The sequence below is a fragment of the Pseudomonas sp. IT-196MI5 genome (genome assembly GCF_949767415.1).
GTDB lineage: Bacteria > Pseudomonadota > Gammaproteobacteria > Pseudomonadales > Pseudomonadaceae > Aquipseudomonas.
Map to the genome: position 1 here is coordinate 100,478 of NZ_CATKPZ010000083.1, position 17,163 is coordinate 117,640.

The following is a 17,163-nucleotide window of genomic DNA, read 5'->3' on the forward strand; positions in this document are numbered from 1 at the left end:
ACACTATGAGCGCAAAAGTCTGGCTGGTGGGTGCAGGTCCCGGCGATCCTGAATTACTGACCCTCAAAGCTGTTCGGGCGTTGAGAGAAGCGGATGTAGTGCTGATCGACGATCTGGTCAACGACGCGGTGCTGGAGCACTGTCCCGGCGCGCGGATAATTCCGGTGGGCAAGCGCGGCGGCTGTCGCTCAACGCCGCAAGCCTTTATCCATCGCCTGATGTTGCGCTATGCCCGTCAGGGCAAATGCGTGGTGCGCCTCAAGGGTGGCGACCCGTGCATCTTCGGGCGTGGCGGTGAAGAAGCGCAGTGGTTGCGTGAGCGCGGGGTCGAGGTTGAGCTGGTCAATGGCATCACCGCCGGCCTGGCGGGCGCGACGCAATGCGATATTCCATTGACCCTGCGCGGCGTGGCACGAGGGGTGACTCTGGTGACCGCCCACACTCAGGATGACAGCAGCCTGAACTGGCAAGCGCTGGCCCAAGGCGGCACGACACTGGTGATCTACATGGGGGTGGCGAAGCTCAGCGAGATCCGTGAGCAACTGCTGGCGGGGGCAATGGCGGCAGATACGCCGGTGGCAATGATTGAAAATGCATCGTTGCCGCATCAACGGGAATGTCGAAGCAGCCTGATGGCAATGGAGGAAGATGCCTGTGCTTTCGAGTTGAAAAGCCCGGCAATCCTGGTGATTGGCGCAGTCGCAGCCAACGCCATCCCCTCCTGTGGGAGCGAGCCTGCTCGCGAAGAGGTTCTGTCCGTCGACATCAATGTTGGATATCAACGCGCCTGACGCGTCCCTCCTCACTAAATCGCAGACAAAGAAAAGCCCGGCTTAAGCCGGGCTTTTCTCAGAGCTGCGAGCTAATTACTTAGCTTGAGCTTCAACCTGCGCTTCTACGCGACGGTTAACAGCACGACCAGCTTCAGTTTTGTTGTCAGCAACCGGGCGGGATTCGCCGTAGCCAACGGACTGAACGCGGGACGATTCAACACCGTACTGGTTGGTCAGAACTTGCTTAACGGCGCTTGCACGACGCTCGGACAGTTTCTGGTTGTAAGCGTCAGGACCGACGTTGTCAGTGTGACCTTCAACAGTAGTGGTGGTGGATGGGTACTGCTTCATGAAGTCAGCCAGGTTCTTGATGTCAGCGTAGCTGCTTGGCTTGACTGCCGACTTGTTGAAGTCGAACTTCACGTCCAGCTCTACACGAACGACTTCAGCAACTGCTGGGCAACCATCAGCGTCAACAGTAACGTTGGCTGGGGTGTCCGGGCACTTGTCAACGTTGTCGCAAACGCCATCGTTGTCGCTGTCGGAGCAGACTTCTGGAGCTGGAACCGGAGCAGCAGCAGGCTTGTTGCCGCCGCCGAAGTTCACGCCCAGACCTACGGACGGGATGTAGTCCCAACGGCCGTTGTCCAGCTTGTAGTCAGCTTCTACGCCAGCACGAGCGTAAACGTTTTCAACGAAGTAGTACTTAACGCCAGCGCCAGCAGTCAGGAAAGTCGACTGGTCACGACCGGTGTGGCCGTCAGCAGCTACGTTGGTCAGGCTGCCGTGCTTGACACCACCTTGAACGTAAGGACGCAGAGCGTCGCCAGCGTTGTTGAAGTGGTACTGGGCGTTCAGACCGAACTGGTCGCCTTCGATTTTCTGGTTGCCGGTGTTGTTGTTCGAACGGGTGTAGTCATCGTTGTTGTAGGTGAAGTTCAACGATACGTCGTCGGTCAAGAAGTAACCGATGGAGGCGCCAGGAGTGTAGCCGTCTTCAACGTTGTTAACGCTGTCGTTGTACTTCTTCCCGTAGTTGAGCTCGCCTTCAACTGCGCCTTGGCCTTGTGCCAGTGCGCCGAACGAAGTAGCGGCAATAAGAGTACCAATGGCCAAGCCCAAGGTGTTTTTCAGTTTCATCCGTTAAATCCCCATCTGGTGATTGTGAAGCAGTCCCGCAAACCGGGGGACAACTCGGCGGCAAGTCTAACAGAACTTGCCTACGCGTAAGAGATATTTGCGCTGAACTAAGTTTCAGCAATGCCTGCAAATTTCTCACGCAATTTATCTAGAGCGCGCTTGTACCGCATTTTTGTTGCACTCAAACCCATGTGCATGATGTCTGCGATCTCCTGAAACTCCAGCTCTGCGACAAAACGTAGCACCAGAATTTCGCGGTCAATCGGGTTCACATACACCAACCAGCGATCAAGTCCACCCTTTTCCTCAGGTTTCGGCGCCTTTTCTTCGGACGCTTCCTCAAGGGGATCAAGACTCAATGCGTCCATCAAGCGACGCTTTCGCCGTTCCTTTCGATATTGTGTGATGCATTCGTTGTACGTGATGCTATATAGCCACGTCTTGAACTTCGATTTACCTTCGAAGTTCTTCAGGCCATACAGCACCTTCAACATGACCTCCTGACAGACATCGTCTGCGTCGCGATCGTTCCCGAGATACCGTGCACACACGTTAAATAATGTTCGCTGGTAACGCCGCATCAGTTCTTCATAGGCGCGTGTTACGTGAAACAGTTCGGTATGCGAGCGCGCGACCAACTCCTCATCAGAGAGCTCGCGGGGGTCGTAGCGCATGGATAACGATTGGGTTTTATTCAAAACAAGTCGGGCCGACAGTCAGGTCAATGTCCACCGCAGCCAGCATCAACAGGCATTTTGCGGCGGCATACATTAGCAGGGTTTGCCGGGTTAGCGGCTACTCACATGCTGCTCAAGGAGGATCCGATTGGAAAGAGAGACTAGCTCACCCTCATCGGTCAGCAATGTGGTTTTAACCGTGCCGATCTCCTCGATCTGGCCTTCGACCTCGCCAACACGCACTTGTTGCCCAACCTGGTACAGCTCACGCACATAGATTCCCGCAAGAATCTGGCCGGCAATTTCCCGGCTTCCCAACCCCATGGCCAGCGCTACCGCCAGACCAACGGTTATCAACACGATCACGATCACATGGTTCAGCAGGTCAGTCTTGACCTCAAGCTGGCTGATCGCAACCGAAATACTGATGATGATCACCAGGCCCTGGGCAATTCGACCAAGCCCTGAAGCATAGTCCAGGCCCACGCCTTCTGCCGCTCCACGCACCAGCCCGTTGGCCAGTTGCGCCAGCAAAACACCTACCAGCAACACCAGCGCCGCGCCGAAAACCTTCGGCAGATACAACGCGAGCATATCCAGCGTAGCTGAAACCCGCTCAAGCCCAAGAGATTCTGCGGCAGAAACCAGAAAAATAAGCAGAATGAACCAATAGACGATCTTGCCGATCAGGGTCGAGATAGGAACTTGCAATCCAGCGCGGGACAGCAGCTTGGTCAGGCCAGTGCCGCCCATCAAGCGATCAAGGCCCAGTTTGGCGAGCAACTTGGAGAGCAGGGTGTCCAGCAGTTTGGCCACGACAAAACCCAACAGCAGCACAACCAGTGCGCCGAACAGGTTCGGAATGAAGTTCGCAACCTTGGTCCACAACGCAGTCATTGCAGTGACGAGGCTCTGAGTCCAGAGATCAAGTTCCATATTCAATCAGCCTTATCAGCAGTGCGGGCAGCAGGTTTACGAAGACGGGATACCGGCGCGACATGGGCCGATCCGTTATTCAGGGCGATCATCAGTGCGGGCAACCAGCGCCCCAGCAGACTGAACAGATCACCGGCGCCAACCTGGCGGTTGGCGGTTTTCAGCACACGCCCCAGGCACGCATCGTCGTCCCGGGTGGACGGTGAGGCCTTGAGCATGTCGCGTAAAGACTGTTCAAACGGATCGTGCATACGCACCTCTCGTAATGTCTGTGGGAGACGCGGTCAGTTTTGATCGGGTCACATTGATTCCCTCAGACCCAGCGCAAACGTCGGAATAACCACCATTGCCCCAGCGCCACCGAGACCATCATCAGGCAGGCGATCAGAAAGCCATAAGGGCTTGCAGAGAATGGAATTCCACCGACGTTAATCCCCAAAAGCCCGGTCAGAAAACTCATTGGCAAAAAGATCCCGGTGATGATGCCAAAGCGATACATCGTGCGGTTCATGCGCACGCTCAAACGACGGTCTTCAGCCTCCAGGACCAGCCCCACCCGCTCCCGGGTCAATTCCAGCTCTTCGAGGTAGCGGGTCAGGCTGTTGTTCAATTCGTTCCAGTAATCGCCATCGTCCTCCACGAACCAGGGCAACTTGATTCGCGTCAACTGCCCGAAAATGTCTCGCTGCGGAGCAAGAAAGCGCTTCAACGCAGCCGCCCGGCGACGAATCTGCAAAACCGATCCGTGCTCAGGAGTATACCGTTCGTCGGCATCCAGTTTTTCTTCTTCCTCATCGACCACTTCCGACAGACAGCTGACCAGATCCTGCACCTTGTTGGTGAGGTACTGTGCCATGCACAGGATGAGTTCGGAGGCAGTTTTCGGCCCCTTGCCCTCGGACAGTTGCACCAGCAACTCGTCAGTGGCACGCAACGGACGCAAACGCAGGGAAATGACACGCTGGGCAGAGCCGAAGATCCGCACCGACACCATGTCCTCGGGCTCGGCACCGGGGTTCAGATTGACCCCGCGCAAAAATAGCAGCAGTTCGCTGTCGGAAAGCTGTAAAAGTCGCGGACGGGTGTTTTCTTCGAGCAACAGGTCACAACTGAATTCGCTCAGACCGCTGGATTTGCGTAACCAGGTCCGGGTTTGCGGATGACTGCGATCCCAGTGCAGCCACAGGCTTTCATGGGCCTGCAACTGCAAGTCATCGAGTTCAGTCCGGGCAATCGAACGCGCGCCGCCTCTACCGTCCAGCACCAGGGCATGTACCAGCCCCCATTGCGCGTTTTCTTCCTCGAACATCCGCACTCCTTTGGTCGACCAGCGCTTTATTCAGGCATTTTCAGCGGGCTTGGCGAGATGATCACGCCGTTGTTGTCCGCATAGATGTAATGACCCGGGTGGAAGGTCACGCCGGCGAAGGTCACGGCAACGTTGAGATCGCCGAGCCCGCGCCTGTCGGATTTCCTCGGGTGGCTGGCGAGGGCCTGAACGCCCAGATCGGTCTGTGCGATGATATCGACGTCACGGATGCAACCGTAGATCACCAGCCCTTCCCAACCGTTTTTCGCGGCTTTCTCGGCCAGCATGTCACCCAGCAACGCATGACGCAGTGAACCGCCACCGTCTACCACCAGCACTTTGCCATTCCCCTTGAGCTCGACTTGCTCCTTGACCCGCGAGTTGTCTTCGAAGCACTTGATGGTCACGATTTCGCCGCCGAACGAATCACGGCCGCCGAAATTGCTGAACATCGGTTCCAGCACCTGCACCAGTTCCGGATAGGCGTCGCACAGGTCAGGCGTGAGGTAATGGATCATCGAGAAACTCCTGAAAAGAGGAAGACAGCACGAACATCGGTGATGACTCAGTCACGCAAAGTGACCGGAACAGCTCAATGCGTCATATCTTAGCCGCAAGCCGATCAGAGCGAAATGCCCTTGTTAGAGCGTCAGGCTCAGATTGCCGCGGCCAAATCCTGTTGTGCTCCCGGCAAAGGTGTCTGCTGATCAGCCAGCCAACGAGTCACCAATGGCCAGACTTCAGCCTGGGCTGCCTTGCTGACGAGCATTTCCACGTGACCGAAATTGTCGCCGAAGCCCTGCTCACGCCCCAGATTGATGAATTGCTTGTGCTGCGAACCGACCTGATCGAACAACTTGCGACACGCCCAGGCCGGGTCCTGATGATCACCCGCGGCACTGACCGCCAGTACGGGCAACTTGACCTCGGCCAGGCCTGCCCACCAGTCCTTGTCGGCATCGCCGAAGCGCCCGAACAAGCCAAACCAGCGCATGCTTTCCAGGGCCAGGCCGATGGGCTCGTCCTCCGGGCCGCGCTTGAGGCGTGAACCGGACAATTGAGCAAAACGCTTGAGAATGAAGCGACCGCTCCACTCCACCGGTGGAATCTTCAATGGCCAGTAAGTGCGACTCACCTGGGTGCCGAAAAACGCCGCGGAAGCCACCACCGGCTCACCGATGTACTCGCCGCCCAGCGCTGCGGCCAGTGTAGTACCGCCCAGTGAGTGACCGATCCAGTGCGGCACCTGCCCGCTCTGTTCACGGACAAATGCACCGATGGCCGGCAGGTCATAGCGTGCGTAGTCGGCAACACGATTCTTGCGGTAATCGTGGTTACGCTGGGACAAGCCGTGACCGCGCATTTCCGGAATCCAGACGTCGAACCCCAGGCGAGCCAGGTAAGCGCCAAGCCCGATGCCTTTGGGAGAAAACCAGAACCGGCGATTGGAAAAGCTGCCGTGCAGCAGGATTACCGGCACGCCACGGGAGGACGACTCATCGGCCATGCCAAGACGCGTCACAGCCAGTTCGACGGTGAAGTCGGGGCTGTTACCGGGTTTCAAACGATAGACATCTTCGCTCAGATCACCGCGCCGTTCGGCGCTGATCAGAGCGACAGGAAATAGGTTGCTGCTGCTTTGCATAATCTCTTGCACAAAAAAGGGCGGCATCCAGATGGAGCCCGCCCTGCTTGAATCTTAAAGGCACCGCCCCGTGTGGGAGCGAGCCTGCTCGCGATGGACTCCAGAACAACGCGTTTATCCAGAAAACACGCGTTATCGTTTACGACCATCGCGAGCAGGCTCGCTCCCACAGAGAGCGGATCAAGCCGAAGCTTGACCTTCCGCCAGGAAGAACCAGGTTTCCAGTACGGAGTCCGGGTTCAACGAAACGCTTTCAATGCCCTGCTCCATCAGCCACTTGGCCAGGTCCGGGTGGTCCGAAGGACCCTGACCGCAGATGCCGATATATTTGCCGGCCTTGTTGCACGCGGCAATGGCATTGGCCAACAGCTTCTTGACTGCCGGATTACGCTCGTCGAACAGGTGCGCGATGATCCCGGAGTCACGGTCCAGGCCCAGGGTCAGCTGGGTCAGGTCGTTGGAACCGATGGAGAAACCGTCGAAGAATTCGAGGAATTCTTCCGCCAGGATCGCGTTGGACGGCAGTTCGCACATCATGATCACGCGCAGGCCGTTCTGGCCACGAGCCAGACCGTTTTCCGCCAGCAGATCGACCACCTGGCTCGCTTCGCCCAGGGTACGGACGAACGGCACCATGATTTCGACGTTGGTCAGGCCCATCTCGTTGCGCACGCGCTTCAGAGCGCGGCACTCGAGTTCGAAGCAGTCACGGAACGATTCGCTGATGTAGCGCGACGCACCGCGGAAGCCCAGCATCGGGTTCTCTTCTTCCGGCTCGTACAGCTTGCCGCCGATCAGGTTGGCGTATTCGTTGGACTTGAAGTCCGACAGGCGCACGATGACCTTTTTCGGCCAGAACGCAGCGGCCAGGGTGCTGATACCTTCAACCAGCTTCTCGACGTAGAAGCCGACCGGATCGTCGTAACCGGCGATGCGCTTGTCGACGCTTTCCTTGATGTCCAGCGGCAGGCCGTCGTAGTTCAGCAGTGCCTTGGGGTGCACGCCGATCATGCGGTTGATGATGAACTCCAGACGGGCCAGGCCCACACCGGCGTTTGGCAGTTGCGCGAAGTCGAAGGCGCGGTCCGGGTTGCCGACGTTCATCATGATCTTGAACGGCAGCTCCGGCATGGCGTCCACGGAGTTCTTCTTGATGTCGAAGCCCAGTTCGCCTTCGAAGATGAAACCGGTGTCGCCTTCAGCACAGGAAACGGTCACGCCCTGGCCGTCTTTCAACAGCTGGGTGGCGTTGCCACAACCTACTACTGCCGGGATACCCAGCTCACGGGCAATGATCGCCGCGTGGCAAGTACGGCCACCACGGTTGGTGACGATCGCGCTGGCGCGCTTCATGACCGGTTCCCAGTCCGGGTCGGTCATGTCGGAAACCAGTACATCGCCTGGCTGGACCTTGTCCATCTCGGACACGTCCTTGATGATGCGGACCTTGCCGGCGCCGATGCGCTGGCCGATGGCGCGGCCTTCCACCAGCACGGTGCCGGTTTCTTTCAACAGGTAACGCTCCATGACGTTGGCCTGGGTGCGGCTCTTCACGGTTTCCGGACGGGCCTGCACGATGTACAGCTTGCCGTCGTCACCGTCCTTGGCCCACTCGATGTCCATCGGGCACTTGTAATGCTTCTCGATGATCATTGCCTGCTTGGCCAGCTCGCTGACTTCGGCGTCGGTCAGGCAGAAACGCGCGCGTTCAGCCTTGTCCACGTCGACGGTCTTCACCGAACGACCGGCCTTGGCTTCGTCGCCGTAGATCATCTTGATGGCCTTGCTGCCCAGGTTGCGACGCAGGATGGCCGGACGACCGGCAGCCAGCGTGCCCTTGTGGACGTAGAACTCATCCGGGTTCACCGCGCCTTGTACGACGGTTTCACCCAGGCCGTAGGCGCCGGTGATGAACACCACGTCACGGAAGCCCGATTCGGTATCGAGGGTGAACATCACGCCAGCGGTGCCGGTTTCGGAACGGACCATGCGCTGCACGCCAGCGGACAGGGCAACCAGCTTGTGGTCGAAGCCCTGGTGCACGCGATAGGAAATGGCGCGGTCGTTGAACAGCGAGGCGAACACCTCTTTGGCGGCGCGAATGACGTTTTCGACACCACGGATGTTCAGGAAGGTTTCCTGCTGGCCGGCGAAGGAAGCGTCCGGCAAGTCTTCGGCGGTGGCGGAGGAACGCACGGCCACGGCCATGTCAGGGTTGCCGGCGGACAGCGTGGCGAACGCGGTGCGGATTTCGGCATTCAGCTTTTCAGGAAACTCGGCTTCCATGATCCACTGGCGGATCTGGGCACCGGTCTTGGCCAGGGCATTCACGTCATCGACGTCCAGGGCATCGAGGGCGTCATGAATCTGCTGGTTCAGGCCGCTCAACTCCAGGAAATCACGATAAGCCTGAGCGGTCGTGGCGAAGCCACCGGGCACCGATACACCGGCGCCTGCCAGATTGCTGATCATCTCGCCGAGGGATGCGTTCTTGCCCCCCACATGCTCTACATCATGGACGCCGAGCTTATCGAGGGAAACTACGTACTCTACCAAGGTGATCTCTCCACTAACTGTGTTGGAAAAGCTCAAAACCGGCTGCTCGGGGGAGCGTTTGCCGGCCATATGGCCTGGACCTGGAAAATAAGTGAGAATGCGGGCCAATGGCGGCCGACAAATCGCGCCTATCATATCCAAGATTCGTCACTAGCTTAAGGCCCAAGGTGCAAATGAAACGATCTGCTTTCTTTATCTCCGATGGTACCGGCATTACCGCCGAAACCCTGGGTCAAAGCCTTCTGGCGCAGTTCGAAAACATTGCCTTCAACAAAGTCACGCGGCCGTATATCGACAACGTGGACAAAGCGCGGGCCATGGTACAACAAATCAACAAAGCCGCCGAAACCGACGGCTTCCGTCCGATTATCTTCGACACCATCGTCAATCAGGACATTCGTGAGATTCTCGCAACCTCGAATGGTTTCATGATCGACATATTCTCGACGTTCCTGGCACCACTTGAACAGGAACTGACCGAGCATTCTTCCTACACCGTGGGCAAATCCCACTCCATCGGCTCCAACACCAATTACATGGAGCGTATCGAAGCGGTGAACTTCGCCCTCGACAACGACGATGGCGCCCGCACGCACTATTACGACAAGGCCGATCTGATACTAGTGGGCGTGTCGCGATGTGGTAAGACACCGACGTGTCTGTACATGGCGATGCAATTCGGTATCCGCGCAGCCAACTACCCGCTGACCGAAGACGACATGGAACGCCTGCAACTTCCAAACGCCCTGCGCGCCCACCAGCACAAGCTGTTCGGCCTGACCATCGACCCCGACCGCCTCACCGCGATTCGCAACGAGCGCAAGCCCAACAGCCGCTATTCGAGCTACGCCCAGTGCGAGTTCGAAGTGCGCGAGGTCGAGAACCTGTTCCGCCGCGCAAACATTCCGCACATCAACTCCACGCATTTTTCCGTGGAAGAAATCTCCGCGAAGATTCTCGTGGAGAAAGGTGTGGAGCGGCGTTTCAAATAAATCTCTATTGCTCGTTCTGGCCTCATCGCGAGCAAGCTCGCTCCCACAGGTTTTGTTGGTGTTCGCAAATACTGCATTCACAACCGCACCCTGTGGGAGCGAGCCTGCTCGTGAAGAACGATAACGCGGTCTCCTAGATAACAAACAAATCCACGAACCGGTTCACCGCTGTCGCCTCAAGTTTCTGTTGATCCTTGCACAGCGCAAAAATCTCTTCGCTGCGCTGACCGGTGAATCGTGTCAGCAAGTTCGCCCTGAATTTCTCCTCCAGCAACGGGATACCTTCAGTCCGGCGCCGCCGATGCCCGATCGGATACTCCACCACCACGTTCCCGGTACTGGAGCCATCCTTGAAAAACACCTGCACCGCATTGGCTATGGAGCGTTTGTCGGCCTCCAGATATTCACGGGTGTAACGTGGTTCCTCGACGATAACCATCTTGTCGCGCAGCACGTCGATGATCGGATGCGCCTTGTGGAAATCGTCCTCGTAGTGCTCCGCCACCAGATTGCCGAAGGCCAGCGGCACGGCAGTCATGTACTGGATGCAGTGATCGCGGTCGGCGGCGTTTGCCAATGGACCGACTTTGGAAATGATACGAATCGCCGATTCATGGGTGGTGATGACGATCCTGGCGATTTCGTGCAGGCGATTACGCACTTGCGGATGCAAGGTCACCGCCGCTTCGCAGGCCGTCTGCGCATGGAACTCCGCCGGAAAACTGATCTTGAACAGCACGTTTTCCATCACATAACTGCCGTACGGCCGCGAGAAACTGAACCCGCGCTTGTCTTCAGGCTTGAGTGCCAGATCGCTATTGGTGTGGCTGAACAGTACGTCGTAAAAACCCCACTGTTTGGCACTCAATACGCCGGGGATGCCCATCTCGCCGCGCATCGCGATGTCCGCCAGGCGCACGCCACGACTGGACGCATCGCCCGCCGCCCAGGACTTGCGCGAGCCGGCATTCGGCGCATGCCGGTACGTGCGCAAGGCCTGACCGTCGGCAAAGGCATGGGACAACGCCGACAACAACTGCTCGCGATTGGCGCCCATCAGCTTGGCCGTAATGGCGGTCGAGGCGACTTTCACCAGAATCACGTGATCGAGGCCGACGCGGTTGAACGAATTCTCAAGGGCGATCACGCCTTGAATCTCGTGGGCCATGATCATCGATTCAAGCACCGTGCGAACGGTCAGCGGCGCCTCGCCATTAGCCAGGCGCTTTTGCGACAGGTGGTCGGCCACCGCGAGAATGCCGCCGAGGTTATCCGACGGATGTCCCCACTCGGCGGCGAGCCAGGTGTCGTTGTAGTCAAGCCAGCGCACGATGCAGCCGATGTCCCACGCCGCCTTCACCGGATCGAGCCGGTAACTGGTGCCCGGCACACGGGCGCCAAACGGTACGACGGTGCCTTCGACCACAGGCCCCAGATGCTTGGTGCACTCCGGAAAACGCAGGGCCAGCAAGCCGCAACCCAAGGTATCGATCAGGCAGTTGCGCGCGGTATCCAGCGCCTCTTCGGACTCGATCTTGAAGTTGAGAACGTAATCGGCAATGTCCTGCAGGACCTTGTCGTAGTCGGGGCGGTTGTTCAGGTCGACGTTGGCACTCATGTTCGATTCACTCTATGAAGTGGGTCGTTGATGGGACCTCGGTTCAGGGACCAATCTCAGTCGGTGACCAGTTTCTTATTATCGAAATACAGTTCCCTGTGGGAGCGAGCTTGCTCGCGATGACGTCAGCACATCCAGCATTGATGTTGCCTGACACTCCGCTATCGCGAGCAAGCTCGATCCCACAGGGTTTTGTGTTCAGTTCAAAATCGGATTAGAACGAGTCGCCTGGCACGCGAACGAAACCTTCCATCAACACCCGCGCACTGCGGCTCATGATCGCCTTGTTCACGGTCCATTCGCCATTGACCTGACTGGCCTCGGCGCCGACACGCAAAGTACCGGACGGGTGGCCGAAGCGCACCGCATTGCGTTCGATACCGCCCGCCGCGAGGTTGACCAAAGTGCCGGAAATCGCTGCCGCCGTACCGATCGCCACCGCCGCCGTGCCCATCATCGCGTGGTGCAATTTACCCATGGACAGTGCACGTACCAGCAGATCGACATCACCTGCCGCAATCGCCTTGCCGCTTGAGGCCACGTAGTCCGCAGGCTTGGCCACGAAGGCCACCTTCGGCGTGTGCTGCCGCTTGGCCGCTTCGTCGATGTTCGAAATCAGCCCCATGCGCAGCGCGCCGTAGGCACGGATGGTTTCGAACATCAGCAAGGCTTTCGGGTCGCCATTGATCGCGCCCTGCAACTCCGTGCCCTTGTAGCCGATGTCTTCGGCATTGACGAAAATCGTCGGGATGCCGGCGTTGATCATGGTCGCCCTGAAGGTACCGACGCCGGGCACTTCCAGGTCATCCACGAGGTTACCGGTAGGGAACATCGAACCGCCGCCCACTTCATCCGCCGCCGGATCGAGAAACTCGATCTGCACTTCGGCTGCCGGGAAGGTCACGCCGTCGAGTTCGAAATCGCCGGTTTCCTGCACTTCACCGTTGGTGATCGGCACGTGGGCGATGATGGTCTTGCCGATATTGGCCTGCCACACGCGAACCACCGCCACGCCGTTGTGCGGGATGCGGCTGGCGTCCACCAGACCGTTGCTGACGGCGAACGAACCGACCGCCGCCGACAGGTTGCCGCAGTTGCCGCTCCAGTCCACGAACGGCTTGTCGATCGACACCTGACCGAACAGGTAGTCGACATCGTGATCGGCCTTGATGCTTTTCGACAGGATCACGGTTTTGCTGGTGCTGGAGGTCGCGCCACCCATGCCGTCGATTTGCTTGTCGTACGGGTCGGGGCTGCCGATTACGCGCAGCAACAAAGCGTCGCGGGCCGGGCCTGGGACCTGTGCCGCTTCAGGCAGGTCTTGCAGGCTGAAGAACACACCTTTGCTGGTGCCGCCGCGCATGTAGGTGGCGGGTATCCTTATTTGCTTTGGAAAAGTAGCTGCGTGAACCATGGTGCTCGTTACTCCTTGAAATGAGACACGGGACCTGAAGTCCCGTGCCTGCACTGCTTGTGTTAAACGGCAACCGCCGATTCTTCGAGGAAGTCCTGGGCGAAGCGTTGCAACACGCCACCGGCTTCGTAGATCGACACTTCTTCAGCGGTGTCGAGGCGGCAGGTCACCGGCACATCGACGCGTTCGCCGTTCTTGCGATGGATCACCAGCGTCAGGTCTGCACGCGGAGTGCGGTCGCCAATCACGTCGTAGGTTTCGCTGCCGTCGATGGCCAGGGTGTGACGGTTGGTGCCTGGCTTGAATTCCAGCGGCAACACGCCCATGCCCACCAGGTTGGTGCGGTGGATACGTTCGAAACCTTCGGCGGCAATCGCCTCCACACCCGCCAGACGTACACCCTTGGCCGCCCAGTCGCGGGACGAACCCTGGCCGTAGTCGGCCCCGGCGATAATGATCAACGGCTGCTTGCGATCCATGTAGGTCTCGATGGCTTCCCACATGCGCATCACGTTGCCTTCCGGCTCGACACGGGCCAGCGAACCCTGCTTGACCTTGCCGTTTTCCTGAACCATTTCGTTGAACAGTTTCGGGTTGGCAAAGGTGGCGCGTTGCGCGGTCAGGTGGTCACCACGGTGAGTTGCGTAAGAGTTGAAGTCCTCTTCCGGCAGGCCCATTTTCGCCAGGTATTCGCCGGCGGCGCTGTCGAGCATGATGGCGTTGGATGGCGACAGGTGATCGGTGGTGATGTTGTCCGGCAGTACCGCCAGAGGGCGCATGCCCTTGAGCGGACGAGCGCCGGCCAGCGCGCCTTCCCAGTACGGCGGACGGCGGATGTAGGTGCTCATTTCGCGCCAGTCGTACAGCGGCGCGACTTTCGGGCCGGTGTCTTCGTGGATGGCGAACATCGGGATGTACACCTGGCGGAACTGCTCAGGTTTCACCGAGGCTTTCACCACCGAGTCGATTTCTTCGTCGCTCGGCCAGATGTCTTTCAGGCGGATTTCCTTGCCATCCACCACGCCCAGCACATCTTTTTCGATGTCGAAACGGATGGTGCCAGCGATGGCGTAAGCAACGACCAATGGCGGCGACGCGAGGAACGCCTGCTTGGCGTACGGGTGGATCCGCCCGTCGAAGTTGCGGTTACCGGACAACACGGCCGTGGCGTACAGGTCGCGGTCGATGATCTCTTGCTGGATCACCGGGTCCAGTGCGCCGGACATGCCGTTGCAGGTGGTGCAGGCGAAAGCCACGACGCCGAAGCCAAGTTTGTCCAGCTCATCGGTCAGGCCGGCTTCGTCGAGGTACAGCGCGACGGTTTTCGAACCCGGTGCCAGGGACGACTTGACCCACGGCTTGCGGGTCAGTCCAAGCTTGTTGGCGTTGCGCGCCAGCAGGCCGGCGGCGATCACGTTGCGCGGGTTGCTGGTGTTGGTGCAACTGGTGATGGCGGCGATGATCACCGCGCCATCCGGCATTTGACCCGGCACATCGTCCCATTGGCCGGAGATGCCTTTGGCTGCCAGATCCGAAACCGCGACACGAGCGTGCGGGTTGCTCGGGCCGGCCATGTTGCGCACGACCGAAGACAGGTCGAAGGTCAGGCCGCGCTCGTATTGCGCGCCCTTCAAGCTGTCGGCCCACAGGCCTGTGATCTTGGCGTAGTTCTCGACCAGCTGCACCTGCTCGTCTTCACGGCCGGTGAGTTTGAGGTAGTCGATGGTCTGCTGGTCGATGTAGAACATCGCCGCGGTGGCGCCGTATTCCGGAGCCATGTTGGAGATGGTCGCACGGTCGCCGAGGGTCAGCTTTGATGCGCCTTCGCCGAAGAATTCCAGCCACGCGCCAACGACTTTTTGCTTGCGCAGGAACTCGGTCAGCGCCAGCACCATGTCGGTGGCGGTGATGCCCGGTTGCAGCTTGCCAGTCAGTTCGACGCCAACGCTTTCCGGCAGACGCATCCACGATGCGCGGCCGAGCATCACGCTTTCGGCTTCGAGACCACCGACACCGATGGCGATCACGCCCAATGCATCGACGTGCGGAGTGTGGCTGTCGGTGCCTACGCAGGTATCAGGGAAGGCCACGCCGTCTCGCACCTGGATCACCGGAGACATTTTCTCCAGGTTGATCTGGTGCATGATGCCGTTGCCCGGCGGAATCACATCGACGTTCTTGAACGCCTTCTTGGTCCAGTTGATGAAGTGGAAACGGTCTTCGTTGCGACGGTCTTCGATGGCGCGGTTCTTCTCGAACGCCTCTGGATCGAAACCGCCGCGCTCGACGGCCAGGGAGTGGTCGACGATCAGTTGCGTCGGCACCACCGGGTTGACTTGCGCAGGATCGCCACCTTGCAGGGCGATGGCGTCACGCAGGCCGGCGAGGTCGACCAGCGCGGTCTGGCCGAGAATGTCGTGGCATACCACTCGGGCCGGGAACCACGGGAAATCGAGGTCGCGCTTGCGCTCGATGAATTGCTTCAGGGATTCGCTGAGCGTGGCCGGGTCGCAGCGACGCACAAGGTTTTCCGCCAGCACGCGGGAGGTGTACGGCAGGGTGTCGTAGGCGCCAGGCTGGATCGCCTCGACCGCTGCGCGGACGTCGAAATAATCCAGGTGGCTGCCAGGCAGCGGTTTACGGAATTGTGTGTTCATCGTCAGGACTCGGTCACGGTAGTTACAAAAGGCGGGGCCTGGCACCAGCTCTGAAGATCACACCATCCACTGTGGGAGCGAGCTTGCTCGCGATAGCGATATTACTGCTGACATTGATGTTGAATGTCAGCCCGTCATCGCGAGCAAGCTCGCTCCCACAGGGATCTGCGTTGATTTCAGCTCCCGGTGCCGGCCTCCACCATTCAGCGTTGTTCGATGGGTACGAACTTGCGCTGTTCAACGCCGACGTACTCGGCACTTGGACGGATGATGCGGTTGTTGGCACGTTGTTCGTACACGTGGGCGGCCCAGCCGGTCAGGCGCGAGCAGACGAAAATCGGTGTGAACAACTTGGTCGGAATGCCCATGAAGTGGTACGCCGAGGCATGGTAGAAGTCGGCGTTCGGGAACAGTTTCTTCTGCTCCCACATGGTCTTGTCGATGGCTTCGGACACCGGGAACAACACCTTGTCGCCCACTTCGTCAGCGAGCTTTTTCGACCAGCCCTTGATCACCTCGTTACGCGGATCGTTGTCCTTATAGATCGCGTGGCCGAAGCCCATGATCTTGTCCTTGCGCTCGAGCATGCCGAGGGTGCCTTTGATCGCGTCTTCCGGCGACGAGAAACGCTCGATCATATCCATCGCCGCTTCGTTGGCGCCGCCGTGCAGCGGACCGCGCAGCGAGCCGATGGCTGCGGTGATGCAGGAGTAAAGATCGGACAGGGTCGATGCGCAAACACGTGCGGTGAAGGTCGACGCGTTGAATTCATGCTCTGCGTAGAGGATCAGCGAAACGTTCATCACCTTGACGTGCAGCTCACTCGGTTTCTTGCCGTGCAGCAGGTGCAGGAAGTGGCCGCCGATGGACTGCTCGTCGCTCACGCAATCGATGCGCTTGCCTTCGTGGCTGAAGTGATACCAGTAAGTCATGATCGCCGGGAACGCAGCCAGCAGGCGGTCGGTCTTGTCGTGCTGCTCAGAGAAGTCGTTCTCCGGTTCCAGGTTGCCGAGGAACGAGCAACCGCTGCGCATAACGTCCATCGGGTGGGCATCGGCGGGGATACGTTCCAGCACTTCCTTCAAGGCTTGCGGCAGGTCGCGCAGCTTGCTCAGCTTGTCGATGTAGGCGTTCAGCTGTGCTTTGTTCGGCAGCTCGCCGTACAGCAGCAGGTAGGCCACTTCTTCGAACTGTGCGTCAGCCGCCAGTTCACGAACGTCATAACCACGATAGGTCAGACCGGCACCCGACTGGCCCACGGTGGACAACGCGGTTTGCCCGGCTACCTGGCCACGGAGCCCGGCGCCACTGAGTACTTTTGCTTCGGCCATTTTTGTCTCCAGTATTCTTGAATTTTTTGGGAAACCTGTAGGAGCGAGCCTGCTCGCGATGGTGGTTCTGACACCACGGTGTGTCAGAAGGGCCACGTTTCCGTTAGCGTCCTTC

The 17,163-nt window shown here is 58.9% G+C and carries 14 protein-coding genes; 2 read left to right on the plus strand and 12 right to left on the minus strand.

The window, feature by feature from the left end; all coding sequences use genetic code 11:
- The first annotated feature begins 5 nt into the window (after positions 1-5).
- A complete protein-coding gene (gene cobA, locus ACM6IK_RS27470; RefSeq protein ID WP_414876802.1) occupies positions 6-791 on the plus strand; it encodes a uroporphyrinogen-III C-methyltransferase in 786 nt (261 codons plus the stop codon).
- A 75-nt stretch (positions 792-866) separates the two neighbouring features.
- Here the strand turns inward: cobA and ACM6IK_RS27475 are convergent, their stop codons facing one another.
- The 8 genes from ACM6IK_RS27475 to ppsA all read right to left on the minus strand — a co-directional run bounded on the left by ACM6IK_RS27475 (position 867) and on the right by ppsA (position 9,036).
- Positions 867-1,913: an OmpA family protein gene (locus tag ACM6IK_RS27475; RefSeq protein WP_414876803.1), complete on the minus strand. Its 1,047-nt coding sequence runs from the start codon at positions 1,911-1,913 to the stop codon at positions 867-869.
- A 107-nt stretch (positions 1,914-2,020) separates the two neighbouring features.
- Positions 2,021-2,611: an RNA polymerase sigma factor SigX gene (sigX, locus tag ACM6IK_RS27480; RefSeq protein WP_081501652.1), complete on the minus strand. Its 591-nt coding sequence runs from the start codon at positions 2,609-2,611 to the stop codon at positions 2,021-2,023.
- A 90-nt stretch (positions 2,612-2,701) separates the two neighbouring features.
- Positions 2,702-3,526: a mechanosensitive ion channel family protein gene (locus ACM6IK_RS27485; protein WP_007996721.1), complete on the minus strand. Its 825-nt coding sequence runs from the start codon at positions 3,524-3,526 to the stop codon at positions 2,702-2,704.
- A gap of 2 nt (positions 3,527-3,528) precedes the next feature.
- Positions 3,529-3,777 carry a hypothetical protein gene (locus ACM6IK_RS27490; RefSeq protein ID WP_007996720.1) on the minus strand — a complete coding sequence of 83 codons (249 nt, stop codon included), beginning with the start codon at positions 3,775-3,777 and terminating at the stop codon, positions 3,529-3,531.
- A gap of 62 nt (positions 3,778-3,839) precedes the next feature.
- On the minus strand, positions 3,840-4,835 hold the full coding sequence (locus tag ACM6IK_RS27495) for a zinc transporter ZntB (RefSeq protein ID WP_414876804.1): 996 nt from the start codon (positions 4,833-4,835) through the stop codon (positions 3,840-3,842).
- A 26-nt stretch (positions 4,836-4,861) separates the two neighbouring features.
- A complete protein-coding gene (gene rraA, locus ACM6IK_RS27500) occupies positions 4,862-5,350 on the minus strand; it encodes a ribonuclease E activity regulator RraA (RefSeq protein ID WP_414876898.1) in 489 nt (162 codons plus the stop codon).
- 140 nt (positions 5,351-5,490) lie between these two features.
- The gene (locus ACM6IK_RS27505) at positions 5,491-6,480 is read right to left on the minus strand and encodes an alpha/beta fold hydrolase (RefSeq protein ID WP_108218915.1); all 990 of its coding nucleotides are present in this window, start codon (positions 6,478-6,480) and stop codon (positions 5,491-5,493) included.
- Between the two features lie 180 nt (positions 6,481-6,660).
- Entirely contained in the window at positions 6,661-9,036 is a 2,376-nt protein-coding gene (gene ppsA, locus ACM6IK_RS27510; RefSeq protein WP_218431364.1) for a phosphoenolpyruvate synthase, read from the minus strand.
- A 173-nt stretch (positions 9,037-9,209) separates the two neighbouring features.
- On the opposite strand from ppsA, the gene ACM6IK_RS27515 reads away from it, so the two are divergent.
- Positions 9,210-10,028 (plus strand): pyruvate, water dikinase regulatory protein, encoded by an 819-nt coding sequence (locus ACM6IK_RS27515; RefSeq protein WP_223544165.1) that lies wholly within the window; start codon positions 9,210-9,212, stop codon positions 10,026-10,028.
- A gap of 133 nt (positions 10,029-10,161) precedes the next feature.
- Here ACM6IK_RS27515 and prpD read toward each other — a convergent pair whose 3' ends face one another.
- The 4 genes from prpD to prpC form a co-directional block, all read right to left on the minus strand.
- Positions 10,162-11,646 carry a 2-methylcitrate dehydratase gene (gene prpD, locus ACM6IK_RS27520; RefSeq protein ID WP_414876805.1) on the minus strand — a complete coding sequence of 495 codons (1,485 nt, stop codon included), beginning with the start codon at positions 11,644-11,646 and terminating at the stop codon, positions 10,162-10,164.
- A 214-nt stretch (positions 11,647-11,860) separates the two neighbouring features.
- Positions 11,861-13,060 carry a 2-methylaconitate cis-trans isomerase PrpF gene (prpF, locus tag ACM6IK_RS27525; protein WP_414876806.1) on the minus strand — a complete coding sequence of 400 codons (1,200 nt, stop codon included), beginning with the start codon at positions 13,058-13,060 and terminating at the stop codon, positions 11,861-11,863.
- A 62-nt stretch (positions 13,061-13,122) separates the two neighbouring features.
- The gene (acnD, locus tag ACM6IK_RS27530; protein ID WP_414876807.1) at positions 13,123-15,717 is read right to left on the minus strand and encodes a Fe/S-dependent 2-methylisocitrate dehydratase AcnD; all 2,595 of its coding nucleotides are present in this window, start codon (positions 15,715-15,717) and stop codon (positions 13,123-13,125) included.
- A 203-nt stretch (positions 15,718-15,920) separates the two neighbouring features.
- On the minus strand, positions 15,921-17,048 hold the full coding sequence (gene prpC / locus ACM6IK_RS27535) for a 2-methylcitrate synthase (RefSeq protein WP_414876808.1): 1,128 nt from the start codon (positions 17,046-17,048) through the stop codon (positions 15,921-15,923).
- Positions 17,049-17,163: the final 115 nt, after the last annotated feature.

Excerpts from the sequence above, each read along its gene's own strand:
- ACM6IK_RS27490 (WP_007996720.1), bottom strand. The coding sequence starts at position 3,777 with ATGCACGATCCGTTTGAACAGTCTTTACGCGACATGCTCAAGGCCTCA.
- prpF (WP_414876806.1), bottom strand. The coding sequence starts at position 13,060 with ATGGTTCACGCAGCTACTTTTCCAAAGCAAATAAGGATACCCGCCACC.
- ACM6IK_RS27475 (WP_414876803.1), bottom strand. The coding sequence starts at position 1,913 with ATGAAACTGAAAAACACCTTGGGCTTGGCCATTGGTACTCTTATTGCC.
- ACM6IK_RS27515 (WP_223544165.1), top strand. The coding sequence starts at position 9,210 with ATGAAACGATCTGCTTTCTTTATCTCCGATGGTACCGGCATTACCGCC.
- ACM6IK_RS27495 (WP_414876804.1), bottom strand. The coding sequence starts at position 4,835 with ATGTTCGAGGAAGAAAACGCGCAATGGGGGCTGGTACATGCCCTGGTG.
- prpD (WP_414876805.1), bottom strand. The coding sequence starts at position 11,646 with ATGAGTGCCAACGTCGACCTGAACAACCGCCCCGACTACGACAAGGTC.
- prpC (WP_414876808.1), bottom strand. The coding sequence starts at position 17,048 with ATGGCCGAAGCAAAAGTACTCAGTGGCGCCGGGCTCCGTGGCCAGGTA.
- ACM6IK_RS27485 (WP_007996721.1), bottom strand. The coding sequence starts at position 3,526 with ATGGAACTTGATCTCTGGACTCAGAGCCTCGTCACTGCAATGACTGCG.
- cobA (WP_414876802.1), top strand. The coding sequence starts at position 6 with ATGAGCGCAAAAGTCTGGCTGGTGGGTGCAGGTCCCGGCGATCCTGAA.
- acnD (WP_414876807.1), bottom strand. The coding sequence starts at position 15,717 with ATGAACACACAATTCCGTAAACCGCTGCCTGGCAGCCACCTGGATTAT.
- ACM6IK_RS27505 (WP_108218915.1), bottom strand. The coding sequence starts at position 6,480 with ATGCAAAGCAGCAGCAACCTATTTCCTGTCGCTCTGATCAGCGCCGAA.